This window comes from Streptosporangium sp. NPDC020072, assembly GCF_040631445.1.
Lineage (GTDB): Bacteria > Actinomycetota > Actinomycetes > Streptosporangiales > Streptosporangiaceae > Streptosporangium.
The window spans coordinates 55845-80923 of sequence record NZ_JBEYAB010000009.1 but is presented as its reverse complement, the minus strand read 5'-3'; the positions used below and the strand labels follow the sequence as shown (position 1 = coordinate 80923).

Here is a 25079-nt window from a genome sequence, read left to right as displayed (position 1 = left end):
CCCACGTCCGGCCTTCACCGCCGTACCAGACACCTCCCACGGCGCCAGACGTTTCTCACCAGGCCGAACCCCCACCGCCACGCCGTACCAAACACCTCGCCCCGCGCCCGGCCTTCACCGCCTACCGAGCCCCCACCGCCGCTTCGGGCGGTCAGCCGCCGAGTCGTTCGGCGTAGCGGCTCAGTCTGACCTCCGCCTCCGTCAGGTCGGCCGCGGCCACCGCGCACGCGTCGAGGTGGGCCCGTACCGACTCGCGCAGCCACGGTGGTGCCGCACCGCCCTCCTCAAGCTCCGCCTCGATCCTGCGCAGGCGCTCGGCGCAGTCGGCGAGTCTTCGGACGTCGGAGCGCAGCAGTTCGACCCGCGCGGCGATCCGCTGCGGCGCATCCGGTTTGTCGGGGGAAGAAGGCATTCGTTCCTCCGGTTCTCCGGTCCCGGGGCGGTCGGGCCGCCTCCGGTTCTCCGGTTTCAGGGCGGTCAGACCGTCCGCACCGGGACGCACGCCTCCTGGAGCGTCCGCCTGGTGATCGTGGACAGGCACAGCAACGGACGGGCGCCGTCGAGTCCCAGCTCACGCAGCCGCCCCGTCAGCGGGTTGGCCGAGCGCCCGACGACCAGCCGTACCCGGGGGGCGAGATGCACCCGGCCGAGGCCCCGGGTCCGCACGCACGAGCGCAACGTCGCCCCCTCGTGACGCGCGTAGGCGACCAGGTCGCGGTCGCTCGCGGGCACCCACGGGCCGAGGGAGCCGGTCAGGGTGAGGACCCGGTCGGTGAGCTCCCCCACCGTGACCCGCACCGCCCCGCCGGTCAGGTCGAACTCGACCGGCATGACGTACGGCTCGCCGCCCCACAGCCGGGGCGCGACCGCGCGGACGACGGCGGTGTCCACCACGGAACCGGCCAGGAAGCTGCCCGAACGCCGCCGGTCGGCGCCACGCGGCAGGTCGGGCCAGACCCGGATCGACCGCGAACGCCACGGGTCGGGTACCACGACCCCCAGATGGGCCTCGTGGTACTCGCCCAGGCTGGTCCGCCGGTTCCACGAGGCGTGCACCGCGACCAGGGCACGCCCCCCGACCCGTACGGCGGGCCCGAGCCCGGTGCTCACGAGCAGGGCGGCCGTGGCGGCCGGGTCCGCGGCGAAGTAGGCGGTCAGGGAGCCGCCGTCCTGGCATCTGACCGGCAGTTCGACCGACCCGTCCCGCGTCTCGGCCAGGTAGGTGGGCACGGTCAGGAACGGGAACCCCTCCGGGCGGGGAGCCCGGTCGAACAGCTGGTAGGCCTGCGACCGCACGACCCGCCCCCGGTAGGGGGCCAGTTCGGTGTCGATCCGCTCCCGCGCCTCGGGCAGGTCGTCGGCCAGGTTCGCGATGTAGTGCTCCATGCTGTGGCAGCGCGGGAAGAGGTGGGTCGGGTCGAAGTAGTCGACGACGTACCAGTCGGGGTGCAGGTCGAAGCACGTGCCCGCGCCCTGCCCGTCGAGGGTGGGGATGATGTCGTGCTGGTTGGTGACGCTGGCGACCCGGACACGTGGGTCGGCGGGCCGTTTGAAGTCGATGGGCGCGCCGACGGACACGACGTGGGTGACGGTGTGACGGGCGCAGAACGCGGCGTCCTGGACGAGGTTCATGACGGCCGCGCCGCCCGCGCTGTGCCCGATGAGCGCCAGTTCCTCACCGCGCGGCACGCCGTAGTCCTCCACCGCTCTGATCAGGGCCCGGCTGTAGGGACTGCTGTCGAGTACGGCGCTGCTGAAGGCGCCGAGCAGGTCCTGGGGCGAGTTGTCGTCCGGCAGCCCGACCCGCATGCCGGGCGCCTGGACGACGTGACGCGTCGTCCCCTCGTCGTCCTCGACGCTCTGGATGAGCACCCGGCCCGTCGTGCCGAGCAGGCCGATGTTGCGCAGGAAGCCGAGCAGCGAGCCCCGCTGGCTCAGCCGTACGGACTCGACGGTGGCCAGGTCGACGCGGCGGGCGGCTCCCTCGCCGGTGTCGAGGACCGCGACGGCCCTGTTGCCGAGGCCGGTGATCGGGTCGGCGGACGCGAAGCCCCGTCCCGTCGCGATCAGCCAGGCGGCCTCGTCGTTGAACGGGTTCTCGTCCAGCAGGGCCCGCAGGGCGAGCACCTCACCGAAGATCGGCGCGAGCGTGCTGAGCGTGCGCACCGCGCCGCGGTCCTTGAACAGGGCCCGCAGCGCGCGTACCGCCTCAAGGTCGCGGTCCGCCGCCGCGGCCTCGACGAGCCTGGTCAGCATGGGGTCGTCGCGCAGTTCGGGATGCTCGACGGCGGCGGCCGCGATGCGCAGCCGCAGTGAGGTGGCCAGGACGCGGACGGTGAGGCTCTCCGCGCCGCCCAGCACGCCGAGCCTGGCGGCCAGACTTCCGAGCGGCCCGCCCGTGAAGGCGTAGCCGAGCCCCTGAACGTTGGTGACGGCGCGCAGCAGCGCGCGTTCCGCCCGGTAGGCGACGGCGGGCGCGCGGACCACGGCGCCCGGCGCGGCGCTCTCGGTGAGCGCGGTCGTGGCGTGCGTCGACACCTCGTGGATCGTGACGCCGATGTCCACGAGTTCGCAGGCCGCGGCCCGCAGCAGCGCGGCGTGGTCGCGGCTCCGCCCGCTCATCTCCCCACCTCACGGCCCATGCTGACGTAGCGGGGGCGTGGTTCCTCCGGGATGTTGCGGTTGAGCACGTCGGACAGCGTCCCGGTGGTCGCGATGATCCGCAGGCCGAGCGGGGAGAAGGTCGCGGCGTTGAACACCCTCGGCGCCAGCAGCGGATTGGTGAGCGCCTGGGAGAAGGCGTCGATGGCGATGATCTTCGTCAGCAGCGGCGGCAGGATGGCCTCCGAGGAGGCGTGCTCCTCGGCGAACAGCCCGACGTACAGGTCGACGTCGTCGACACCGCCGTACAGCTCGCGCAGCGCCTCGACGACCCGCCGGTCGCCGGTGATCTGCTCGAACCGCCGCACCCTGGGGAACCGGCAGTGTTCTCGGTAGGCGTTGTAGGGGGCCAGGCCGAGGGCGCGTGACTCGGCGACGCTGGCCACGTCCACCTCCCGCAGGCCGGGATCGGTGTTGAACAGGCCGATCCGGCCCGCGCGCTGCCGGGAGGCGTCCTCGAAGAGCCTGCCGATCCCGGGGCCGGGGATCAGCTCGGCGCCGAACAGGGTCCGCGCCAGCGGGAGGTCGGCGTCACCGACCGAGAGCCGGGAGGGGATGAGCCCGTGCCAGCGGTAGACGAGGTTGAACTCGACCGAGGCCCAGTTCTCCCGCTGCCAGGGCGCGTGGGCCAGTCGCGCCGACAGCCGGGAGTCGAGGGTGAAGCGGAAGTGGTAGGGCGTGATGTGGTTGACGTACTCCTCGACGACCAGCTTGATGAGCAGCACGATGAGGATGTTCCTGGTCGTCTGGAACAGCCGTTCGTCGTCCCAGCGCGGGTTCTGCTCGGCCAGCAGGGCGGCCACCCTGTTGTGCTCGCGCAGGAACAGCACCGTGAGCATCGTGAACCCGACCTGGATGTTGCCCCGGTCGCTGCCGACGGCGAACAGGGTGTCACGCCGTGCGGCGTCGACCTCCGCGAGGCGGACCACCTTCAGCGGGGCGAACTCCGGCTTGATCTCGCCGCCCTCGCACAGGTACGGCGGGAACTCCCCGTCCTCGATGATCTGGCTCTTCAGCCGCCCGCCCTCGAAGGACCGTAACACCGCGGTCGCCTCCGGGGTCAGGCCGTAGAGCTGGTTGAGGTCGATGTGGTGGTTGGAGGTGTTCCTGCGCGGGTCACGCGGCACGTTGCTGTCGCCGCGCAGGAAGCCGTCGGTGAACCACTGGGCGAAGTAGGCGAACAGCACGGTCGAACGGGGGCAGGGGATCATGGCGTCGCCCCGGGCGAACAGGTCGGCGGCCCGTTCGGGGGACGGCCTGCGGCTGTCGTCGGCCGTGACCGGCGGCAGGTGCCTGCCGCTGTAGGTGCGGTCGGTCAGCGAGGTCCACGAGGTGTAGTCGGCCATGGCGCTGAGCGGCTCTGGCCGGGGCGGCATCTCGCGGATCGCGTGGTCGATCAGCGTGGCGTTGAGGCGACGTTGCACGGGAGGCATGGCCTGGGCCGCCTCCCACAGGGCGCGCCCCCTGGTCAAGGCGAGGAAGCGTAACCGGTTCGAGGCCCCGTCGGTGGCGATGCCACGCGCTCTCATCCGGCGTCTCCCAGGGCCAGCACGAACCTGTCCGGGAAGATGCCGTGCGCGCGGACGACCTCCCCCTCCGGCCCCGGCAGCCGCCGCACCCCCGGCCGCAGCAGCAGCCGCCGTACGGCCTCGCAGATGATCACCTTCGCGGGGGTCACGCCGAGGCAGGCGTGGTGGCCGTGACCGAAGAACAGCCGGTGGTGGGCGGGCCGGTCGGTACGGAACTCCTCCGGCGCCTCGACCACGTCGGCGTCGAACATCGCCGAGGCGGGCGCGGCCAGCACGAACGTCCCCGCCGGGATCACCGTACGGCGCGGCGTGCCCGCGGCCAGGACGTGGTCGCGCACGCACACCCGGGCCAGCAGCTTGAAGAACGGGTTGAACCGCAGCGCCTCCCAGACGTAGGAGTCGAACCGCGCCGGGTCCGGCTCCGCCGCCGCCTCGACCGCCTGGCCGTACACCTCGGGGCGCAGCATGAGCTGCTCGACCGCCTCGACCATGGCGCCGGGGCCGCTCTCGACGAACCCCAGGGGCAGCCCGGCCATGTTGATCACGACCCGCTCGTCGTCGAACCTGGTGCCCGGGGGCAGCACGGTGCCGACGAGCCTGGCGAAGACGTCGTCGGGCAGGTCGAGCCCGGCCCGCAGCGCGGCCCTGCGCTCGGCGAGCCTGCCGTGCAGGTGGGCGGTCAGCTCGGAGCCCGCGGCGACGGCCGCCGCCTGGATCTCCGGGTCGCCCTGGAAGTTGGCGAAGCCGTCCACGATGACGGCCCTCGTCCAGCGTGACAGGGTCGCCGGGTCGGGGCCGGGCAGGCCGAAGTACTCGGCGCAGACCCCGAGGGCGACGTGCCGGAACAGCTCGTGGACCGCCTCGACCCGGCCTTGGGGCCAGGCGGCGTCCAGCGCCTCGTCGGCCAGCCGCCCTGCCGTGTCGCGCACCCGGGCCGCGTCCTCCTGGGGGAGCATGACCCGCATCAGCCCCTTGTCACGCCAGTTCATCGGGGTGGCGTCCCTGGAGAGCATGAAGGGCGCGCCGAGCGCGGCCTCAAGGCGCGGCCCGAAGGAGCGCACCGTGAAGACCTCCTCGTTGGAGAGCACCTCCACGACGTCGGCGTATCTCGTCACCACCGTGAAGGCCGGGGTGACGAGGACCGGCCTGTGCTCGCGCAGCTCCGCGAGGAAGTCACGCCAGTCGGTACGCAACCACCGCAGGACGAGGGCGAGCGCGGACACCGGATCGTCGGCCAGGGTCTCGTCGTATCTCCTCAGGTGGTCACCGGTGGTCGTCTGGTCGACAGCGCCCATGTCCTGGCCCCTTCTCCCCCGGTCTCCCCGGATTTCCCCGGGGCTTTCCGGAGTCTCTCCGGACCCCTGGAAAGCCGGAGCGAACACGGGTCGTCACATCGGGTGGCCACAACAATTTAGGAGGGTCGCGAGGGATTCACCGATGGCTACTCTATGGAGTGTTTTGCTGCCTCTAAGTGATTATCATGTCACTTTCGGGCGACTGCCACGGCGCCGGAATACGGACGTTCAATAAGCCCCATCCGACCGCAGGGAGAAAACGTGGCCCCGTCGCCCGACTCACGCCCCGACCAGCGGACGGCGGAGACGGTCACGGTCCCCACCGGCCGCAGGGCCGCCTACCTCGTCGTCCTCGTGGTGCTTCCCGTGGTGCTCCTGGCGCTGGCCGTACCGGCCGCGTGGGGGTGGGGGGTCGGGCCGCGCGACCTGGTCATCGCGGTCGTGATGTACTTCGTCAACATCTTCGGCATCGCCATCGGCTACCACCGGCTGTTCACCCACCGCTCCTTCCGGTGCCGCAGGCCGCTGCGGATCGCGCTGATGCTGGCCGGCGGCATGGCCGTCGAGGGGCCGGTCACGCTGTGGGCCGCCGAGCACCGCCGTCACCACAAGTACGCCGACCGCGAGGGCGACCCGCACTCCCCGTGGCGGTACGGCGAGAGCGGCCTGGCGTTGCTGCGCGGCATGGCCCACGCCCACGTCGGCTGGTTCTACACCGCGCGCCGCCGGTCGAGCCGGTCGCACTGGGTGCCCGACCTGCTGGCCGACCCCGACGTCCGGCGTTTCGACGCCGCCTACCCGGCCGTCGTGGCGTTGTCGTTCGCGTTGCCCACGGTCGTCGGAGGGCTGTGGTCGATGTCATGGCAGGGGGCGTTGAGCGCGCTGTTCTGGGGCGGCCTGGTCCGCTACGCCGTGGTGCACCACGTCACGTGGTCGGTGAACTCCGTCTCCCACACCTTCGGGGACCGTCCGTTCGCGACCAGGGACCGCTCGTCGAACGTCCGCTGGGTGGCGATGCTGACCCTCGGCGAGGGCTGGCACAACTGGCACCACGCCGAACCCACCTGTGCCAGGCACGGGGTCCTCAGGGGACAACTCGACCCGAGCGCCCGCCTGATCCGCTGGTTCGAACTGGCCAACTGGGCCGACGACGTCCACTGGCCCAACCCCCACCGCCTCACCGCCCACCGCCTCCCCCACCGGTCAGACGGCTAGGTCCCGGACGGTGGTTATCATGGGGGTGTGTACTCTTCCTCATGTCTGAGCTGGTGGCGCTCCTCGTAGGAGCGGCACCTCTCGCGCATGACCGGGCCGTTCGGATGAACGGCCCTTTCGTGTTCCTGGACCAGGGCTCGTGTCGTCCCGACGGCTCGACCGACCCACCAGGAGACCTCATGAGCACCGTCCAGACCACGACCCCTTCCACCGCAACGCCGGAAGCACCTGGAACGCCCGACGCGCCCGACGCCCTCGGCATGTCCGCCGCGCAGGCCCGCAGCGCCGTACTGGAGGAGTTGATCCTCAAGGACCCGGGGCGGTTCCGGGTGCTGACGGGCGACCGTCCGACCGGGCGGCTGCACCTCGGGCACTACTTCGGCACGCTGCACAACCGGGTGCGGCTGCAGAACCTCGGGGTGGAGATGTTCGTGATCATCCCCGACTACCAGGTCCTGACCGACCGTGACGTGGCGGACAACCTGACCGAGTACGTCGAGGAACTGGTGCTGGACTATCTCGCCATCGGCATCGACCCGGCGCGCAGCACGATCTTCACCCACAGCGCCGTCCCCGCGCTCAACCAGCTGATGCTGCCCTTCCTGAGCCTCGTCTCCGTCTCCGAGCTCAACCGCAACCCCACGGTCAAGGACGAGATCGCCCACTCGCGCCAGTCGTCCGTCAACGGCCTGATGTTCACCTATCCCGTCCACCAGGCCGCCGACATCCTCTCCTGCAAGGCCAACCTGGTCCCGGTCGGCCAGGACCAGCTTCCCCACCTGGAGCTCACCCGGACCGTCGCCCGCCGTTTCAACGACCGGTACGGCGACGGCACCGCGGTGTTCCCCCAGCCCGAGGCGCTGCTGTCGAACGCCCCGCTCCTGCTGGGGACGGACGGCACCAAGATGAGCAAGAGCCGGGGCAACGCCATCGCCCTGTCCGCCGACGCCGACGCGACCGCCCGCCTGATCAGGGGGGCCAGGACCGACGCCGAGCGGCACATCACCTACGACCCGGTCGCCCGCCCCGAGGTGTCCTCCCTCGTCCTGCTGGCGGCCCTGTGCCTGGACCGCTCTCCGCTGCGGGTGGCCGAGGAGATCGGTTCCGCGGGGGCCGCCGCGCTGAAGAGGACCGTGACCGAGGCGGTCAACGAGTATCTGGCGCCGATCAGGGCCCGCCGGGCCGAGTACGCCCGGGACCGCGCCCACCTCCGCAAGGTGCTGCGCGAGGGCAACGAGCGGACCAGGGCCGTGGCCGACGCCACCCTCGCCGAGGTACGCGCCGCCATGAACAGCCACTACTGACTGCCCCGCCCTGACGGGACACCGGGATCGGTGTCCCGTCAGCCGCCCGCCTCAGCCGGCGCGGCCTCGGACCGGGGCAGGAGGACGGCGGGCTCCCGGAACCACACCTCCTGGCGGCCGTCCGCGGTGACCGTCAGCCCGAACTCCTCGTGCCGCGGCCGTCCCTGCTCCGTCCACCACCGGTGGGCGGCCTCGACCTCGTCCCACAGGTCGCGCGGCCCGCCCTGGAAGACCCGCGACTCCAGTGAGTACTCCTCGTCGAAGAACACCGCGGCCCAGGACGGGCCGTCCAGGCCGTACAGCCACATGGTCCGGTTGCCGGACCGGGTGCGGCCGTGGGCGTGGACGCACCCGGGAACCAGCAGGCCGGCCACGAAGTCGAAGACCGCGTAGCCGGAGTCGTCCATGACCTCGTCCACCGGCAGGTCGGTGAACGACCGGCGGGTGTCCCCCGGCCACTCGTCGCCGGGGACGTAGTCGGCCCGGGTGACCCGGCGGTCACGCTGGGACCGCAGATGCATGAACCGTGCGGCGCTGGAGAAACGCCCTCCCGCGCTGCCGTCGTCGTTGACGACCAGCCGCACCAGCGGGTTCTGCCCGGTGTAGTGGGTGCCCCACGGCATCACCAGCACCCCACCCGGCCTGGTCTGCTCGATCCACGCGCGCGGAACCTCACGCACCCCCGCCGTCACGAGAACCCGGTCGTACGGCGCGTGCTCCGGGCTGCCGAGCAGGCCGTCCCCGACGACGATCTCGGGGTGCCAGCCCGCGGCGGCCAGTGACCTGCGCGCGGTGTCGGCCACCTCCTCGTCGATCTCGACCGACACCACGTTCCTCTCGCCCAGCCGGGCCGACAGCAGGGCGGCGCACCAGCCGGTGCCGGTGCCGATCTCCAGGACCTTCGCGCCCTCGAACACCAGGAGTTCGGCGAACATGGAGAACACCGCGGTCGGCATCGAACTGGAGCTGGTGGCCAGCACGCCGTGACGAAGACCGAGGTGGGTGCCGTCGTCCCACTGGGTGACGATGGGCACGTCGGCGTTGGCCCAGTGCCACCACCCGTCGGGGTCGTGGATCCTGGAGACGGCCGTGTGCCCCTCCTCGGTCGAGGGCCACATCACCTCGGGCAGGAAGAGATGCCGGGGAACCACCTCGAAGGCGGCTCCCCAGTCGGGGGTCAGCACGCCCGACTTCCGCAACATGTCACGCAGTGCCCGCCGGTCCTGGTGCGAGGTCGTCATTTCTTCCGGCCCCGATGAGCGTCACCGTCCAGCCGTGAAGGCATCACCCCGAGAATGCGAGGCTCACACCTTTCCTTACGGTCTCCCATTTGCTCCTCTTCCCGTGTCCCGCCCCCGAAACAGAGCACTCGCACCCAGCGTAGGGACAGGTCACGACGGTGACACATGGATTCCCAGGAAAGGTTTACGTCGCTTTTCTTCCCGCCGTTTCGGGGCCCTGGACACAGGAAGTCCATTGAGGATGGAATTTACCTTGTTTTCCACGGCAACCCGGAAATCATGGTGGCTTATGGTTCTTTTTGGTGCCGTTCCTCGACCTCTCGGGTGGGTGTCGGCGCGGCTTCCCGCCTGCCGGATCTCGCCGGGTTCGCACCGAGTACGGCAGGACGGCCGCCCCCGTTGACCGCCCTGCCGTACGGCTGCCCTGTGTCTCTAGCGCGTGGGGCCGTGGTCCTCGCGCCAGAGCTCCGTGCCGTCCCTGCCGTAGCCGACGAGCTCGAAGCCCTCGGCGTAGATGTCGTCGGTGCGCCGTTGCGTTCCGGCGAACATCCGGAAGTCGCCGGCCTGCCACGGTTCCGGCCTGGTGTCGGCGGTCACCGTCGTACCGTCCCGGAGGACCAGCGCGACGCGGGCGGTCCCGGCGCCGGTGATGCCGAACCAGCGGTCCTCGTGCTCCCGCAGCTCCGCCTTCATGGGCCTGCCGCCCATGTCGGTCAGCGGCTCTCCCGGCGAGAGGGTGTTCATGGCGACGGCCCGTCCTCCCAGCTTCCAGATCAGTGACCTGTCGGGCGTCTCGTAGAGGCCCACGACGAGGCCGCCGGGCATCTCCACGGTCGAGCCGACCGGCTTCGCGTCGGTCTCGGGGAACACCGGGGGCTGCCGCTCGATCCTTTTGACCGTCCTGCCCAAGCCGTCCAGGAACTCGAAGGCGGTAACCGGTTCGTCCGCGGAAACGGTCACGGTCCAGATGGCCTGGGGGGCGCCCTGCGGCGTCCGCAGCGTGCCGGTGACCCGCCCGCCTCCCTCGCGTACGGCCACGACCCGGGCGATCCCGGCCTGGGCGGTGCCGTAGTGCAGGACCTTTCCCGTGACGGGGGGCGGGAACGACTCCGTGGAGCCCTGGTCCGTCGCCTCCGCGCCGTCGATCACCGGCCCCTCGCCGCAGAACTCCGTTCCCCCTCCGGTCCTGGAGGTGTACTTCCGGCAGAAGACGGTGGCACCGTTCCTCGCCCTGGCGTACCAGAGCGAGAGGGGACGGCCCTCCGAGGGGTTGTCGATCGTCAGGCGCTTCCCGACGGGGTCCGGGTTCCTGAGCGGGTCCTCGAAGGCCGTGGGGGTCGCGGTGACGACGGCGGCGATGTCGCCTCTCCCGGTGTCGCGGGTGACCGTCACCGCGACCGGCACGGCGACCGCGACGACGCAGACGCCCGCCACCAGCGCATGCCTGCGCGTACGGCGGCGCCGCGACCGGAGCACCACCTCGGCGGAGAACCTCGCCGGGGCCTGCGGCGCACGCGTGGCGGCGGTTCCGAGCGCCGAGCGCAGACGGGATTCCAACCGGTCGGTCATGCGGGGCTCCCGTTGATCGCTGAGGGGCTGGGCAGGACGGAACGGAGCCTGGCCAGGCCGAGTGAGGCGTGGCTGCGTACCGTCCCCCGGGAGACGCCGAGCACGTCGGCGATCTCCGTGTCGGACAGGTCCTCGTAGTAACGCAGCACCAGTACGGCCCGCTGCTTGCGCGGCAGGGTGGCGAGTGCCTGCCACAGCCCCTCGTCGCTGTCGGACGGCGGGCTGTCGAAACGCGCCGTCTCGGGCAGCGCCCAGCCCGGCGCCTCACGCCTGCGCACCCGCCAGATGCTGACGTGCAGCCTGGCCATGATCATCTTGACGTACGGCTCGGGAGCCTGTTTCCGTCGTACCCGTGGCCAGGCCTGGTGCAGCCGGATCAACGCCTCCTGCGTGAGGTCGGCGGCGTCGTGCGGATTGCCGCTGAGCAGATAGCCGTAGCGCAGCAGGGCATCAGCGCGTTCCGCCACGAACTCCTCGAAGCGGGAATCGTCTTCCACCGGCCCCTGCCTTTCCTCGTCCCGTCACGGGATAGACGGCCGAGGAGGCCGAACTGTTGAATCAGCCCTTCCGGTCGTGGGCCTGCCAAGCCCGCTGGGAACGGGTGATGTGCCCGAGGGCGGCCTTGAAGATCCGGTAGTCGTCGTCTCCCAGCTCCTGGCGGTGCCGCCGTTCGATCCGGGCCAGGATGGCGCGGGCCTTGTCGATCTCGTCCAGACCGGTCTCGGTGGGGACGACGAGCTTCGCGCGCCGATCGGCCGGGTCGGCCTCCCTGCGCACGTAGCCGAGCCGCTCCAGCTCGTCGACGATGACCCCGACGATCTGCTTGTGCTGCCCGGACCGCTGCGCGAGCTCGGTCGCCCGCACGCCCGAGGCGGGCAGCACCGCCAGCACCGTGCCGTGTCGTGGCCGCATCTGGGGGTGGCCCTGCTCGGCGAGCCGGGCGAACAGCTCCTCCTGCAGCGCCCGACCCAGCTGCCCGACCAACATCCCCAAGTCCGGCTCCTCGGCGGTGGCGTCCATCTCGACTCCCAAGTTATTCACGATCATTGACTATCACTGATCATTACTATACCTTGAGATCAGTTGATCCCCAACCTCCGGCACAGACGAAGGAGTCCCACCATGAGCACCGCCGGCTTCGACTACACCATCACCCGGACCCTCGACGCCCCGGCCGACAGGGTGTGGGCCGCCTGGACCGTCGCCGACGAATACGCCGTGTGGGCCAGTGCCGAGGAAGTCGTCCTGGACGTCCGGCCCGGTGGCGCCTGGAGCTCGGTCATGGTCATCCCCGGCGGCGCCCGCGTCCCGCTGACGGGCGGCTACGTCGAGGTCGTGGAGAACAAGCGCCTGGTGATGGGCATGAACGTGCCCGGCCGCGACGAGCCCGTCCTGATGACTCTCGACCTGACCGCCGACGGCGAGCGCACCCAGATCAGCCTCTCCCAGACCTTCGACACCGCGGAGGACCGCGACCAGGCCGAGCAGGGCAGCAACTTCCTGCTCGACAGCCTGACCACCCATCTCTCCGCGGCCTGACCACGACGCACGGGAACCCACCGCCGAAAGGCGATCGGGCCGGTGGGTTCCCGCCCGGCTCCAAGACCGTCAAAGTACGAGGCGCCAAGCGGATCGTGGTCACGCACCGGCCCGCTCGCGCCGCAGTACGCGCACGCCGGCGACCGCGAGCGGCAGGAACATCAGGGTGAAGACCGTGCCCGCCACATATGTCAGGTGGATCGGGATGAACATCATTCCGACGAAGGCCGCGACGTAGACCACGGTGAGCCACCATCCGGCCACGCCCGCTCGGGCGAGCCCCACGCTGAGGGCCAGCAGGCCGAGGAAGGCGAAGATCTCCGTGCCGCTCCACAGCGGCATGAACGCGGCCTTGTCCACGGCGTCGGACAGGCGCACCGCGGCGTCCATCTCAAGCTGCCGGCCCAGGATCATGCGCCACCAGTCGTCCCGCACGGCGCCGGACACGTTCAGCATGCTCACCGCGGCGGCCAGCGCCCCGGCCACCGTGAGCAGGCGGCCCCTGCGCCCGCGCACCAGTCCGGGCACGGCCAGCGCGCCCAGCGCGCCCACGAGCAGTCCGTAGTGCAGCAGGATCGCCGACAGCTCGGTCAGGAAGAAGTCGCGGGCCAGTGCGGTGACGTAGTCGGCGGTCGAGTCGGAGCTCTGCGGCGGGCAGGTCATCATCCCGGCGAACACCAGCACGGGCCCGGCGACCAGCGCGACGCCACCGGCCGGCCGCAGGAACCGGGCCGTAGGCTCCGCGACGCGGGCCTCGGTCTCCGGGGATGGGGTGAGGGGGGTCATCTCTTACCTCCTGGTGCTTTTCTTGGCGGGCCTCACCCTCTCGCCGGGACGGGGACCGGCGGATCAGCCATCGCGCACCGTGACGGGTCCCCTTCGGGGCGGACCCGCCCACGGCCGGGTCCGCTGTTCGACGGATGCCCCGAGCTGCCAGGGTCCGTCGTTTGGCGGAGTCGGCGGGCGGCGAGCGTGGTTACGATCGGTGGTCATGACGATGAGCCGGCTGAGGAACGTACGCCTCATCCCGATGGTGTTCGGACCTCTGGTCGCCGCACTGGCCGTGGCGGAGGTCCGGCTGGACGACTTCTTCGACGCGACCTCCACGGCCGTCTGGGTCTCGGGCGTGGTGATGGGCGTCGGCCTGGTACCTGCGGCCTGGTGGCCGCTGGCGGGCACGGTCGTCGCAGCCGCCTGCCTGCCGGTGGGCATGGTGGTGTTCGGCGCGCCCGGGGTCAGCGGCGCGACGATGCTCGGGTTGCTCGGGGCGGTCGCCTGGGCGGGCTGGCGCGAGCCACGGTGGCGTTCGGTCGTGGCGCTGTGCGTCGCGGGTGCGTCCTTCGCCGGTACCGCCGCCGTCACGGCTTCACCGTGGGAGCTGCTGTTCGTGCCCTTGATCCTGCTGCCGGGCTGGTCCATGGGGCTGCTGGCGCGGCGCAACGGCGAGCGGGCCGTCAAGCTGGCCGAGCTCGCGGCCGCCCTCGACGCCCAGAGCGAGGTCGTCGCCAAGGCCGCCGTCGTGCAGGAGCGTACGCACATCGCCCGGGAGGTGCACGACGCGGTCGCGCACTCGGTCAGCGTGATGACCCTGCAACTCGGCGCGCTGCGCAGACTGCTCGCCGACCGCCCTGCCGAGCAGGAGGTCGTGGCCGGGCTGGAGCGTCTCGGGCGGCAGACCGTCGAGGAGATGCGCGGCCTGGTGGGCATCCTGCGCGAACGCGTCGACGGCGAGCCGCTCGCCCTCATGCCGTCGCTGGCCCGGCTCGACGAGTTGATCGCCGACGTACGCGCCGCGGGGCTGGCCGTCACCCTCGACGCCCCCTCCGACCTGCCCCGGTTGCCGCCGGTGCTGGACGTCACCGCGTACCGGGTGCTCCAGGAGGCGTTGACCAACGTGTTGCAGCACGCGGGCGGAGCGCCTGCTTCGGTCGCCATCGGTTACACCGGCCGGGCGCTCACCATGGAAGTGCACAACGCCCCCGCTCCCGTCCCTTCGGGGAGCGGGACGCGGGCCAGGACGGCGAAGGCCCGCGACAGCCTCGCTCCCGCCACCCCGCCCAACGGGAGGCGGACCGGCCACGGCCTGGTCGGCATGCGGGAACGGCTGGCGATGGTCCAGGGCAGTCTGCACACCGGCCCGGAGCCGGACGGCGGCTTCGCCGTACGCGCCCGGTTCCCTCTCCCCCGAGTCTGACAAGGACGGCACGATGCCGATCACCGTGGCCCTCGTCGACGACGAGGCGATGATCCGTACCGGCCTGCGGCTGGTGCTCAGCGGCGAGCCCGACATCGAGGTCGTCGGCGAGGCGTCCGACGGGGCCGAGGCCCTCGAACTCGTCGCGCGCACCCGTCCGGACGTCGTGCTCATCGACGTGCGCATGCCGCGCATGAACGGGTTGGAGGCGTCCCACCGGCTCGTCCGCGACCACCCGGACAGCAAGGTCATCGTGCTGACGACCTTCGACGAGGACGAGTACGTCACCGCGGCGCTGCGTGCCGGGGTGAGCGGTTTCCTGCTGAAGGTCGCGCCGCCCGAGCAACTGGTCACCGCGCTGAGGACGGTCGCGGCCGGCGACGGGCTGCTCGATCCGGCCGTCACGCTGCGGGTGATCGCCGCGTTCGCCGACTGGCCCGCCTCCGCGAGGGACACGGGCCGGCCGAGCGAGCTCGACACGCTCACCGGCCGCGAGACGGACGTGCTGAAGCTGCTCGCGCGAGGGCTGACCAACATCCAGATCGCCGGCAGGCTCCACCTGGGCGAGGCCACCGTCAAGACCCACCTGTCCCGGATCCTGATGAAGCTCGGCCTGACCACGCGTGTGCAGGCGGCGGTCTACGCCTACGAGAGCGGACTGGTTCGCCCCGGCGAACAGCGCGACTGACCGAGGCCACCCACGCGAACCCGAGAGTGGTGCGGACGCGTACGGCGGCTCGCCACCCGGCTGCCGGGCTCCTCGTCACCGTGTCCTGGACCGCGGTGCTCCAGAACCGCCTTGATCGATCGTTTGGGACGAGGCTCGCGTCCATGAGGGGGCATAACCCCGGGACTCGGGGCGAGGACGGCCGGGCGGGGTGGCCGGGCCTGGTGGAGTGGTCTGGTTTTGGGCGTGGCAGTGGAGGCGTTCCAGCTTCTCTGAAATTGAATTCGAATGGATTCAAACGACTCCCGGTCCGGATAAAAATCTATTTTCGATCGCGATCTTGGCCGTTTCGTACACCATGGTGTATATCTATGTACTGCCATTCTTCACCTGCATCCCCTTTACCCCCCCGTGACATGTTGGGCACGTCACGGGCCTTCCACCAGGAGAGCGACATGAAGAAAGCAGTCGATCCGACCATCGTGAGCACACCGGCCGCCACGTCGTCCGCGATATGCGGAATGTTTTCAGAAAAGCATGAAAATCGCGCCGGCAACCTCAGAAACAATGGCGGAGAAGGCTCTATCACCACACGGTCCCGCAACGGGGCCGAGCAACCCGCCGTCGGAGTCCGCGGAAACATCGGGAAAGCGAGCGCTCCCGGCGCACGGAGAATCTCCCGGTCGGGGAACCGCTCCGTCAGGAGACCCATCGGCACCCAGTGGACCCTCGCCTAGGACGACCGCCGGGTAGAAGGCCTGGTAAGCCGGTCACCGTACCCCACAGGATGGCGGTGACCGGCGTTCGTGTGAGGGGGGTCATGCGCGCGTGAGAGTGGGCAAACGGTATGGCCGCGAACGTGAGTGTTCGAGGGCCGCCGGAACGCTCGGCGCGGCCGGGCGGACGCGGGACCCGTGAGGCGGTGAGGGTTGACGCGACCGCTGTGACCAGCGTGAACGGCGTATCCCGCCGGACGGGAGCCGGTCGGGCGCCGTCGGCCGTGCGCCGCACGGGACAGGCGATCGTGACGATGCGCGAACCATACAACGGGGATATGCAAAAGCGATGGCTCCTCATACCCCCGGGGCCCAGGGCAGTGTGGGGACGCTCGCTCTCCCCTCTCCCGAGGAGTCACATGAAACCAGACCGCGTGCCCTCCGCCGTCGCGACATTCGCGATGGTCTCCGTGGGCGTCATCCTGTACGGCGTGGCCGCTGCCCTGGCCGCTCCCGTCGGGGGTTCACGCCCGGCGCGCATCACCAATCCGGGTGTCGTGTGGCCGTTATGGTCGGCCTCACGTAACTACACGGCCGGCGATCTGGTCACCTGCGACGGCTGCACCTACAAGTGCGTCCAGGCCCATTCGTCGGCGGACGGTGGTGATCCGTCGACCACCCCCGCTCTGTGGCGGCTCATCACCTGATGACGCCCCGCCCGACCTCAGCACGGGCGGCTCGTGGATGAGCGTCACAGCCATGGGGTGAAGGCGGACGACCGGGCTTCCCGACCCGGCCGCCGCCTCCACCCCTCCCGTCCGGGCGGCCAACGGACCGGCTCCGCTGGTTCGCCGAAGACGCTCACCGGGGTGCCCTCCCCGGTGAGCGTCCAGGTATGACCGCCGGGGCCACCAGGACGGCGGTGGAGTACGGGCCTGAGGCCGGCGGCCGCCGCCCCCGCGGCTCTGGCGGCCACCCGATGCCGTCAGTCGCCGCCGCTCCCCACCGGCCCGAACGCGACGTTCCTCTCCTGCCGCAGGACCTTCCCGTCGGCCCCGTACGCCGTCACCGTGACGGGCGGCGAGTCCAGGACCACGGCCCCCGCCTTCCCGGAGCCCTCAGGGTCACGTACCGGCCTCCCGATGATCCGTACGATGAAGAACCCGTTGGCGATCCGCGCGGACGTGCGCCGCCCGTCCGCCCAGTCGACCTCGACCCGCCGCACGGCGTCGCTGACCCGCCCGGTGACGACCCGGTACACGTCGTCCTTCTGGATCCGCTGCTCGCCGACCGCGGACGAATGCGTGTGGCTGGTGTACGCGTCCACCCGCAGGTCGCCGGAGAACCCGGCCAGGTCCCCGGGCGGCTGGAACCCCCAGTAGGTGAAGACCGCGCGCTCGGCCATGTCCTTCTGATCGGTCGGCGTGCAGAGCACGAAACCGGCGACACTGCCCACCAGGGCGGTGGTCCCTCCCTTGTCCCGGTACTCCACCAGCACCCGGAAGTCGTCAACCGCCCCGTGCTCGGTGATCCGCCGGTTCCCGTCCATGTTGTGCACGGGCCCGCCCTGGGGCATGCACTCGCGTACGAACCGCAACTGCTCGGGGGTGTTGTCCGGCAGGGCCGCCACATTGGCCCCGGTGTTCGGGCCGGAGGTGTCCGGGAAGGGCAGGACCACTGCCGCCACCACGGTGGCGGCCACCGTGGCGGTCACGGTCACCGCCATGAGCCCGGCGACCGACCACGTCCGGCGCCGACGCCGGGCGAGAGCCCGCGTGGCGTAGGCCAGCGGGTCCACGGGGACGGCCTCGTCGGCCATCAGGCGCAGTTCTTCGGCGATCCGCCGTTCGTCGATGGTCACTGCAGGCCCTCCAGGATGACGGTCTCGCCGACCAGTTCGCGCAGGCGGGCGACGGCTTGATGGGTCTGGCTGCGTACGGTGCCCACCGAGCAGCCCATGATCTTGGCGACCTCGGACTCCGGGAGGTCCTCGTAGTAGCGCAGCACCAGCACCGCCCGTTTGCGCGCGGGCAGGACCCGTAACGCCTCGGCCAGCGTGACGCGGGTCTCCACCTCGGAGGTGCGGTCGGCCACACCGTGATCGGGAGGCGCTTCGAGCACCCGTTCACGGCCCCAGCGTGGGCTGCGCCACCGCCCGACCTGTTCGTGGTACATGACCCGGCGCACGTACGCCTCCGGGTTGGCTCGGATGCGCCGCCAGTGGGCGGCCGTCTTGGCCAGCGCCGTCTGCAGCAGGTCCTCGGCGGCGTGCCGGTCGTTGGTCAGGACGTAGGCGAGCCTGATCAGGCTGTCGGATCGGCCGGCGACGAACTCGGTGAAGTCGCGCTGATGGTCAGGGTGCAAGGGCTCTCCTCGTGTCTCGCACCCTTAGATGGAGGAGAGCTCACGGATCTATGGCGCGCGTCGGCCGGCACCGCCGATGCCCTGGAGGCGGAAGCCGGTAAGCGCCCCTGTGCGAACCGACCGTCAGGGCCACGTGGGAGGGGCGGCTCGCGCGAGCCGTCGTCCATGACGATACCGGCTCGATGGCCTGCCGTTCGGCGTCGGTGGCACCGCACACGCCCCGGAACACGCGGAGGCGGGGGTCGACCAGGATGGCGGCCCCGCCCCTGGGCGCGGGCGGGATCAGGACGTTCCATGCCCCCGGCTGTGGCCTGTTTCTCGGCGCCGCCTGCGAGGCGGTGTGGTGCCGGTCGATGACGGCGGCTCCCGCATCGGATCGACCGTGCGTACCGCGGCCTGCCGGGCGCGCGTCCACGGGATCCGCACGGCCGGGGCCGTCGGCCGCTCACTCCTCGACCGGGTTCACGGGGGCCGACGAACTGGGGCCCCGCGCTGGGTGCCCGAGCGACCGTGGGCCGTACATCGGCCTGTTCTTCGAGGCCCTGGACCTGCCCGGGTCCCGCTCTTCGCGGAGCGGGACGCGGACGTGGTCAGAAGATCCCCGGGCCGGGGGTCAGGATGTGGTCGGGGTCGTACTTCGCCTTGCGGCGCACCAGGTCCGCCCACCGGTCGCCGTACTGGGCGCGCCAGTCGGCCCTGGTGAAGTCCTGGGAGCCGATGGGGTAGCGGGTCCCGCCGATCGCCCGCGCCTTGGCGTGCAGACGGCGGTTGCGCTCCAGCATCTCGGCGGTGAAGGCCGCGTCGGGGCCGGGCGCGGGAGAGGAGGTGAGGATGTCGAACAGGTAGACGTACTCGCTGTCGCCCGGCGGAACCCGGAAGAACGGCCTGGTCAGCTTGGCCCGCCGCTGCGGGAACAGGAAGCCGATGCCGGTCGGGGGGCCGTAGTCGCGGGCGGTGAGCGACGGCATGACCTCCGAGACGTAGGCCTCGGCCGACTCCCCGGGAAGCATGACGTCGAACCACGGCTTGATCAGGTCGTCCCAGGCGCACTGTCGCTGCCACAGCTCGATGACCGGGTCGTAGCGCTTCACCCACCCCAGGTAGGTGCTGTTCTCGATCTCCGCGGAGGCCGGGGAGACGCTCAGGTCACGCAGCAGGCGCTGGTCGTTGGGCGGGGTGTCGGCGTCGTGGAAGACGACCACGTTGAGCTGGCAGGTGATGTTCGTGCCGTCGGGTACGGACATCAGCAGGTAGGAGCCGTCGACCTCGTTCCTGTCCAGCAGGATGTGCAGGTCGTCCCAGGCCCTCGCCACCTCGGTGACCGGGTAGCGGATCATGTAGTTGCGCGCCAGCGAGCGGGAGGGCACCAGGTCGAGCGTGGCGCGGGTGATCACGCCGCACTGGCCGAGACCGCCGAGCATCACCTCGAACAGGTCCCGCTCGCGGTCCATCGAGCACCGGTGCAGGCGGCCGTCGCCGGTGACGACCTCAAGCTCGCGGACGTGGTCGATCTGCACACCGAAGTTGTTCTGCGCGGGGACGCCGCCGACCGAGAGCGTTCCACCGACCGAGAGCCCGACGTAGGTGGTGAACAGCGGGGGCGTCAGACCGCGGGGCGCGGCGGCGTCGGCCGCCTCCCGCCACAGTGCGCCGGAGCCCACGGTGATGGAGTCGGGGCCGATCGAGTGGATGGCGGACAGCGACCGGTTCTCGATGATGAGACCGTCGGTGAGCCCCTGCCCGTGGGTCGAGTGCCCCTGGCCGCGGGTGGAGACCGGGATGCGGTGCTCGCGGCAGAAGCGGACCATTTTCTGGATGTCGCGGACGGACCCGGGCCGAAGCACCGCGCGGGGTAGGCGCTTCACGATCCTGCCGAGGTCACGGCCGTCGGCCTGACGGGTGGCGAGATCGGTGAGCAGGACGCCGTCCAGGTGAGGGATGCGCTGGAGTCCACCGGAGCCGGGACCGGTCGCCCACGCCCGCTCCACAGGATCGAAGCCGACAATGAGGGCGCTCGCACCGAGCGTGCCGAGGAATCGTCGTCGTGTAACCACGTTTGAGACGCTAGTGATCAAGCTATATGGGGACAACGCGCCTTTCGTGACATTGCGCATCGCGCGTCCGCGTGTACAACCGTTTTCCGGGGATCGGGACGCCTCGAAACCGACCTCAACCCTCGGGGTTCGGGACCGGGACCGGCCTCAGGAGGCCTTGAGACCGTGCCGGTAGGCCCGGGGCGAGCAGCCGTACGTCTGCCTGAAGACCCTGCTGAAGTAGGAGGAGTCGGCGAACCCCCACTGCGCGCCCACCTCGCCGACGGCCCTGCCGCCGAGCCGGGGGTCGGACAGGTCCTTCCTGCAACGTTCCAGACGGCGCTGCCTGATCCAGCGGGCGACCGAGACGCCCTGCCGGGCGAACAGCTTGTAGAGGTAGCTGGTGGAGATGTGGTGCGCCGAGGCCACCGACTCCGGTGACAGGCCCGGGTCACCCAGGTTGTCGTCGATGTAGGCACGGATCCTGGGCATCAGGCCGTCACGAGGACCCTCGTTGGGACCGGCTTCGACGAAGCCGGCGGCGGTGTGCCGTACGGCGTCCTTCAACCGCTCGACGGTCGCGGAGTCCGCCGCCAGGTGTCCGGGCAGCCTGAGCACCAGCATCCCGGCGTCCTCGGCGGAGACGTACGTCACCGACATCGTCTCGCCCATCAGGAACCGACGCCCCTGTCCGTCTCGCCGATGTGTCCGCCGGTCGTCACCCCACGAGTCACACGGACCTCCTCAACACTGGGATTTCTCCCACATTAAGGAGGTGTTCACCTGCGGGAACAGGCACTAGGTACGGCCAGGCTGGTACTTTTCCCGGATTTCCTTACGGAAGTCCCCCGGCGTCACCCCGGCCTCCCGCTTGAAGAACCGGCCGAAGTAGGAGGCGTCGTCGAAGGCGAGCGCGCGGGCGATCTGCGCGACCGACAGGTCGCTCTGCACCAGCAGCCGCTTGGCCTCAAGCGTGAGCGCGTCCCTGATCACCTCACCCGGACTGCGTCCCGTCGCCTCCTTGACCGTCTCCGCCAGGTGCCCCGAGGTGACGCCGAGCTGTTCCGCGTAGGCCCGGACGGAACGGACGTCGATCACGTGCTTGGCGACCAGCCGGGTGAAGGCCCGCGCCAGTATCGAGGAGCGCGTGACGGCCCCTCCGCCGTTGCCCGCCTCAAGCAGACGTCCGCTGGTGACCAGCAGGATCTGCAGGTACGACTGGAGCATCGAGGCGAACCCGGCGCCCCGCCCCCGGTACTCCTCGCACATCAGACCCAGCAACCGCGCCATGCCCTCCGCCTCCACGCCGGAAAGGCGCAGTTCGGCACGTTCGCTGAGACCGTGGAAGAAGGGCGGCTCCTCCTGCCACAGCAGGAACTCCTCGGTGAACAGCACCAGCGTGCCCTGCATGGGCACCTCGTACGTCCAGTGGTGGACCTGGCCCGGCGCGATGAAGTACATCGTGTCGGGCCGGATCGGGGACGACCTGAAGTCGACGGTGTGGGTGCCGCTTCCCGCGCTCACGTAGAGGATCTCGTAGAACACGTGACGGTGCGGGAAGGCGGCCCGCGACCACGACCCCATCTCGTCGAAGGTACCGACGGCGAAGGGCGAGAGTCCCATCGGTACCGGCACCTCGATCTCATGCATCGGCAACATCCGGCTCACCCCCTCTGCGTGTGGAACCCGGCCCTAGGACGTGGCGAGGTTGATTCCGGGCTCGTCGATGGGCTTGAGGCCGTACCCGTCGAGGATCCTGTCGAGCGTGCCGTCCGCCTTGAGCTCCTTCAGCGCGGCCAGCAGGGCGTCGGCGAAGGCCTTGTCCTTCTTCGCGACGAACATGCCGACGTAGGTCGGCGCGAAGCCCTCGGCCACGATCGCCACCGGCGAGCCCTGGCTGATGGCGTACTTGGCGGTCTCGGCGACCAGCACCTCCACGTCCACCCGGCCCGAGCGCAGCGCCAGGTCGGCGTCCTGGGCCGTGGGGAACTCGACCGCCTCCGCGGCGGGCCTGCCACCGTCGGCGCACTTCTTCGAGGCGTCCTTGACCACCTGCACGTCGGTCGTGCCGCGGATCGCGGCGACCTTCTTGCCGCAGACGTCGTCGAGTGACTTGATCGTCGCCGCCTTGTCCTTGCTGGTCACCAGGACCTGCGAGGACTGCATGTAGTCGACGAAGTAGCCGATCTGCTGGCGTTCGAGCGTGTCGGAGATGCCGTCGTCGGCCATGTCGTACCGCCCGCCCGCGACGCCCGGCAGCAGCGCCTCCCAGGCCACGTTCTGGATCTTGTACTCCAGGCCGAGCTTGGCGGCGACCGCCTTGCCGACCTCCGGGGTGATGCCCCCGGTGATGTTGTTGGCCGAGTCGGTCAGCAGGTAGGGCAGGTTCGGCAGGGTCGTGCCGACGTTGATGACCCCCGCCTGCTTGATCCGGTCGGGCACCAGCGCCGCCGCGCCGGACGCCGCCGGGGCCTCCGACGCTCCCGGGGCGGGCGCGGCCGAGGACGGGGACGCCTCCGGCGTCGAGGTGCCGCACCCGGCGAGTACGGCCACGGCCGCGATCAGGACACAACCACGGGTGATGACTGACATGTCACTCCTTGCTCTGCGAACTCATGCCGGGCTGTGCTTCGCAGCCCGTGGGGGGTGGCTCGGGGACCTTGCTTCGGGCGCCTCGGGCTCCGGGCTCTTGGGACCCGGGGCTCGGCGTCGAGGGCTTCGAGGTGTCGCCGGCCCTTACAGGACGCGGGCCAGGAACGACGCCGTCCGCTCCGACGAGGGCGAACGCAGTACCTGCTGTGCCGGGCCCTGCTCCTCGACGACACCGCCGTGGAGGAACACCACGGTGTCCCCCACCTCCTGCGCGAACCCCACCTCGTGCGTGACGACGAGCATGGTCATGCCCTGACCGGCCAGGTCGCGCATGACGCCGAGGACCTCGCCGACCAGTTCGGGGTCGAGCGCGCTCGTCGGCTCGTCGAACAGCAGCACCGACGGGTCCATGGCCAGCGCGCGGGCGATCGCCACCCGCTGCTGCTGGCCGCCGGACAGCTGCGCCGGACGCTTGTCCGCATGCGCCGCCAGCCCGACCCGCCCCAGCAGGTCACGTGCCCGCCTCGCGACCTCGTTGCGGTCGCGCCGCAGGACCGTCACCGGCCCGAGCATGACGTTCTCCAGCGCCGTGAGGTGCGCGAACAGGTTGAACTGCTGGAAGACCATGCCCATCTTGCGGCGCGTCATGGCCAGCCGCTTCGGCGACGACTCGACCAGCCTGCCGTCCTTCGGCTCGTAGCCGACCACTTCCCCGTCCACGGCGACCAGCCCGGCGTCCACGGTCTCCAGGTGGGCGATGCAGCGCAGCAACGTGCTCTTGCCGCCGCCCGACGGGCCGAGGAAGCAGACCACCTCACCGGGGGCCACGTCCAGGTCGATGCCCCGCAGAACCGGGGTCGCGCCGTACGACTTGCGCAGACCCCTGACACTCACCGCGCCCTTCACCGCAGCCCCCGCTCAAGGTAGTGCTGGCCGATCGAGGCCAGGCTGACGAGCGCCAGGTACCACAGGGAGGCGACCAGAAGCAGGGCGATGACCTGGTAGTTCTGGCCGTAGATCTGCTGGGCGCGGGTCAGCAGGTCGCCACCGCCGATGACCGAGACCATCGAGGTGCCCTTCAGGATGAGGATGAACTGGTTGCCGAGCGCGGGCAGGATCACCCGTACGGCCTGCGGCACCACGATCCGCCGCGACGCCTGTGCCGGGGTCATGCCGATCATGAGCGCGGCGTCCACCTGGCCACGCGGGACGGCCAGGAACCCGCCTCGGATGATCTCCGCCATGTACGCGGCCTCGTGCAGGGCCAGGCCGAACAGCGCCGCGACGAACGGGGTGATCAGCGTGTTGGCCTCGCCGTACCAGCCGAGTGAGGTGCCGGGAATCCCGATGCCGATCCTGGGGAACAGCAGCGCGAGGTTGAACCAGAAGACCAGCTGGACCAGCAGCGGTGTCCCACGGAAGAACCAGACGTACGCCGCGTAGGCCGCGCTGAGCACCGGGTTGTCGGACTGCCTCATCAGGGCCAGCAGCATCCCGAGGACCAGGCCGAACAACAGGGTCGAGACGGTGAGCAGCAGCGTCACCCCGACCCCGCTGAGGATCGGTTCCGCGAACAGATAGGATCCGATCACCGCCCAGTCAAGGTTCGGGCTGGTGACGACCGTCCAGCAAAGCCAGGCGGTCAGCGCGAGCAGTACCGCGCCGAGCCCCCATCGTGACCCCAGGCGCCGCCGCCGTGCGACGGGCATCTTCGAGAGTTCGTCGAGCACGCGACGACCGTAGAACCGCCCCCGACGCCAAAGCTTGACGCTGACTGCACTCTTGTGGGATCTCCCGATACAGATGCCACGTTCAGCTTGATCATTCCTCCCGTTCGTCCTTCGAGGACCTGTCCGCCCTCGTCTGCGCACCATCCGCCTTCCGATCTTCGAAGGACGAGAACTCCCGGGCGCGCGTCGGAGGGCGGTCGCGGAATCCCGCGACCGCCCTCCGGTCCGCCGGTATCAGGGCGCACGGCCCGGCGCCCCTGAGCTTCTATCCTCTGAGGATCAGTCTGGAGCCGGATTCCGGTATTCCGGCCGAATCGTATCCTCCGTCTTTCGGATGCGACCAGACACTGAAGCCAAGGCACACCACGAAGCTACTGCCATTACCCGGCTCCAGCGTCAGGCAATTTACTTTCGAAGCTTTCGAGCCAGG

23 protein-coding genes are annotated in these 25079 nt (G+C 70.5%); 6 read left to right on the top strand and 17 right to left on the bottom strand.

The features are described 5' to 3' along the window. Positions 1 to 151 precede the first annotated feature (151 nt). The 4 genes from ABZ470_RS22445 to ABZ470_RS22430 all read right to left on the bottom strand — a co-directional run bounded on the left by ABZ470_RS22445 (position 152) and on the right by ABZ470_RS22430 (position 5485). Positions 152 to 412 carry a hypothetical protein gene (locus ABZ470_RS22445; RefSeq protein ID WP_362913513.1) on the bottom strand — a complete coding sequence of 87 codons (261 nt, stop codon included), beginning with the start codon at positions 410 to 412 and terminating at the stop codon, positions 152 to 154. A gap of 65 nt (positions 413 to 477) precedes the next feature. After that, positions 478 to 2622 (bottom strand): hypothetical protein, encoded by a 2145-nt coding sequence (locus ABZ470_RS22440; RefSeq protein ID WP_362913511.1) that lies wholly within the window; start codon positions 2620 to 2622, stop codon positions 478 to 480. Continuing rightward, entirely contained in the window at positions 2619 to 4190 is a 1572-nt protein-coding gene (locus ABZ470_RS22435; protein ID WP_362913509.1) for a peroxidase family protein, read from the bottom strand. The genes ABZ470_RS22440 and ABZ470_RS22435 overlap by 4 nt, the downstream gene beginning before the upstream one ends. Then, complete coding sequence (locus ABZ470_RS22430) at positions 4187 to 5485, bottom strand: cytochrome P450 (RefSeq protein WP_362913507.1); 1299 nt, start codon at positions 5483 to 5485, stop codon at positions 4187 to 4189. Before ABZ470_RS22430 ends, ABZ470_RS22435 begins: the two co-directional genes overlap by 4 nt. A gap of 261 nt (positions 5486 to 5746) precedes the next feature. Between ABZ470_RS22430 and ABZ470_RS22425 the strand changes: the two genes are divergently transcribed. Both ABZ470_RS22425 and trpS read left to right on the top strand, forming a co-directional pair. Continuing rightward, positions 5747 to 6700: an acyl-CoA desaturase gene (locus ABZ470_RS22425; RefSeq protein ID WP_362913505.1), complete on the top strand. Its 954-nt coding sequence runs from the start codon at positions 5747 to 5749 to the stop codon at positions 6698 to 6700. Between the two features lie 260 nt (positions 6701 to 6960). Beyond that, positions 6961 to 8004 carry a tryptophan--tRNA ligase gene (trpS, locus tag ABZ470_RS22420; RefSeq protein ID WP_362913962.1) on the top strand — a complete coding sequence of 348 codons (1044 nt, stop codon included), beginning with the start codon at positions 6961 to 6963 and terminating at the stop codon, positions 8002 to 8004. A gap of 38 nt (positions 8005 to 8042) precedes the next feature. Here the strand turns inward: trpS and ABZ470_RS22415 are convergent, their stop codons facing one another. The 4 genes from ABZ470_RS22415 to ABZ470_RS22400 all read right to left on the bottom strand — a co-directional run bounded on the left by ABZ470_RS22415 (position 8043) and on the right by ABZ470_RS22400 (position 11855). Beyond that, positions 8043 to 9245: a methyltransferase domain-containing protein gene (locus ABZ470_RS22415; RefSeq protein WP_352014476.1), complete on the bottom strand. Its 1203-nt coding sequence runs from the start codon at positions 9243 to 9245 to the stop codon at positions 8043 to 8045. Between the two features lie 432 nt (positions 9246 to 9677). Next, positions 9678 to 10814: a hypothetical protein gene (locus ABZ470_RS22410; protein ID WP_362913502.1), complete on the bottom strand. Its 1137-nt coding sequence runs from the start codon at positions 10812 to 10814 to the stop codon at positions 9678 to 9680. Continuing rightward, complete coding sequence (locus ABZ470_RS22405) at positions 10811 to 11311, bottom strand: SigE family RNA polymerase sigma factor (RefSeq protein ID WP_352014478.1); 501 nt, start codon at positions 11309 to 11311, stop codon at positions 10811 to 10813. The genes ABZ470_RS22410 and ABZ470_RS22405 overlap by 4 nt, the downstream gene beginning before the upstream one ends. Positions 11312 to 11372: 61 nt before the next feature. Beyond that, the gene (locus ABZ470_RS22400) at positions 11373 to 11855 is read right to left on the bottom strand and encodes a MarR family transcriptional regulator (protein ID WP_362913500.1); all 483 of its coding nucleotides are present in this window, start codon (positions 11853 to 11855) and stop codon (positions 11373 to 11375) included. 81 nt (positions 11856 to 11936) lie between these two features. Here ABZ470_RS22400 and ABZ470_RS22395 point away from each other — a divergent pair, with 81 nt between their 5' ends. After that, the gene (locus tag ABZ470_RS22395; protein ID WP_362913498.1) at positions 11937 to 12353 is read left to right on the top strand and encodes an SRPBCC domain-containing protein; all 417 of its coding nucleotides are present in this window, start codon (positions 11937 to 11939) and stop codon (positions 12351 to 12353) included. Positions 12354 to 12452: 99 nt separating this feature from the next. On the opposite strand, the gene ABZ470_RS22390 is transcribed toward ABZ470_RS22395, so the two are convergent. Beyond that, entirely contained in the window at positions 12453 to 13139 is a 687-nt protein-coding gene (locus tag ABZ470_RS22390) for a hypothetical protein (RefSeq protein ID WP_362913496.1), read from the bottom strand. A 205-nt stretch (positions 13140 to 13344) separates the two neighbouring features. On the opposite strand from ABZ470_RS22390, the gene ABZ470_RS22385 reads away from it, so the two are divergent. The 3 genes from ABZ470_RS22385 (at position 13345) to ABZ470_RS22375 (ending at position 16637) form a co-directional block, all read left to right on the top strand. Next, a complete protein-coding gene (locus ABZ470_RS22385; RefSeq protein ID WP_362913494.1) occupies positions 13345 to 14547 on the top strand; it encodes a histidine kinase in 1203 nt (400 codons plus the stop codon). 13 nt (positions 14548 to 14560) lie between these two features. After that, positions 14561 to 15235: a response regulator transcription factor gene (locus ABZ470_RS22380; RefSeq protein ID WP_362913492.1), complete on the top strand. Its 675-nt coding sequence runs from the start codon at positions 14561 to 14563 to the stop codon at positions 15233 to 15235. A 1114-nt stretch (positions 15236 to 16349) separates the two neighbouring features. After that, positions 16350 to 16637, top strand: a complete 288-nt coding sequence (locus ABZ470_RS22375; protein WP_352014484.1) for a carbohydrate-binding protein — start codon at positions 16350 to 16352, stop codon at positions 16635 to 16637. A gap of 278 nt (positions 16638 to 16915) precedes the next feature. Here ABZ470_RS22375 and ABZ470_RS22370 read toward each other — a convergent pair whose 3' ends face one another. The 8 genes from ABZ470_RS22370 to ABZ470_RS22335 form a co-directional block, all read right to left on the bottom strand. Continuing rightward, on the bottom strand, positions 16916 to 17791 hold the full coding sequence (locus ABZ470_RS22370) for a hypothetical protein (protein ID WP_362913490.1): 876 nt from the start codon (positions 17789 to 17791) through the stop codon (positions 16916 to 16918). Next, a complete protein-coding gene (locus ABZ470_RS22365) occupies positions 17788 to 18294 on the bottom strand; it encodes a SigE family RNA polymerase sigma factor (RefSeq protein WP_352014486.1) in 507 nt (168 codons plus the stop codon). Before ABZ470_RS22365 ends, ABZ470_RS22370 begins: the two co-directional genes overlap by 4 nt. 590 nt (positions 18295 to 18884) lie before the next feature. Then, on the bottom strand, positions 18885 to 20348 hold the full coding sequence (locus ABZ470_RS22360; RefSeq protein WP_362913488.1) for an FAD-binding protein: 1464 nt from the start codon (positions 20346 to 20348) through the stop codon (positions 18885 to 18887). Between the two features lie 147 nt (positions 20349 to 20495). After that, on the bottom strand, positions 20496 to 20999 hold the full coding sequence (locus ABZ470_RS22355) for a helix-turn-helix domain-containing protein (protein WP_352014488.1): 504 nt from the start codon (positions 20997 to 20999) through the stop codon (positions 20496 to 20498). A 126-nt stretch (positions 21000 to 21125) separates the two neighbouring features. Further along, positions 21126 to 21986, bottom strand: a complete 861-nt coding sequence (locus ABZ470_RS22350; RefSeq protein ID WP_362913486.1) for a helix-turn-helix transcriptional regulator — start codon at positions 21984 to 21986, stop codon at positions 21126 to 21128. Between the two features lie 33 nt (positions 21987 to 22019). Next, positions 22020 to 22919: a transporter substrate-binding domain-containing protein gene (locus tag ABZ470_RS22345; protein WP_362913484.1), complete on the bottom strand. Its 900-nt coding sequence runs from the start codon at positions 22917 to 22919 to the stop codon at positions 22020 to 22022. 144 nt (positions 22920 to 23063) lie between these two features. Further along, positions 23064 to 23825, bottom strand: a complete 762-nt coding sequence (locus tag ABZ470_RS22340) for an amino acid ABC transporter ATP-binding protein (protein WP_362913482.1) — start codon at positions 23823 to 23825, stop codon at positions 23064 to 23066. Continuing rightward, entirely contained in the window at positions 23822 to 24649 is an 828-nt protein-coding gene (locus ABZ470_RS22335) for an amino acid ABC transporter permease (protein ID WP_352014492.1), read from the bottom strand. The genes ABZ470_RS22340 and ABZ470_RS22335 overlap by 4 nt, the downstream gene beginning before the upstream one ends. Between the last annotated feature and the right edge of the window lie 430 nt (positions 24650 to 25079).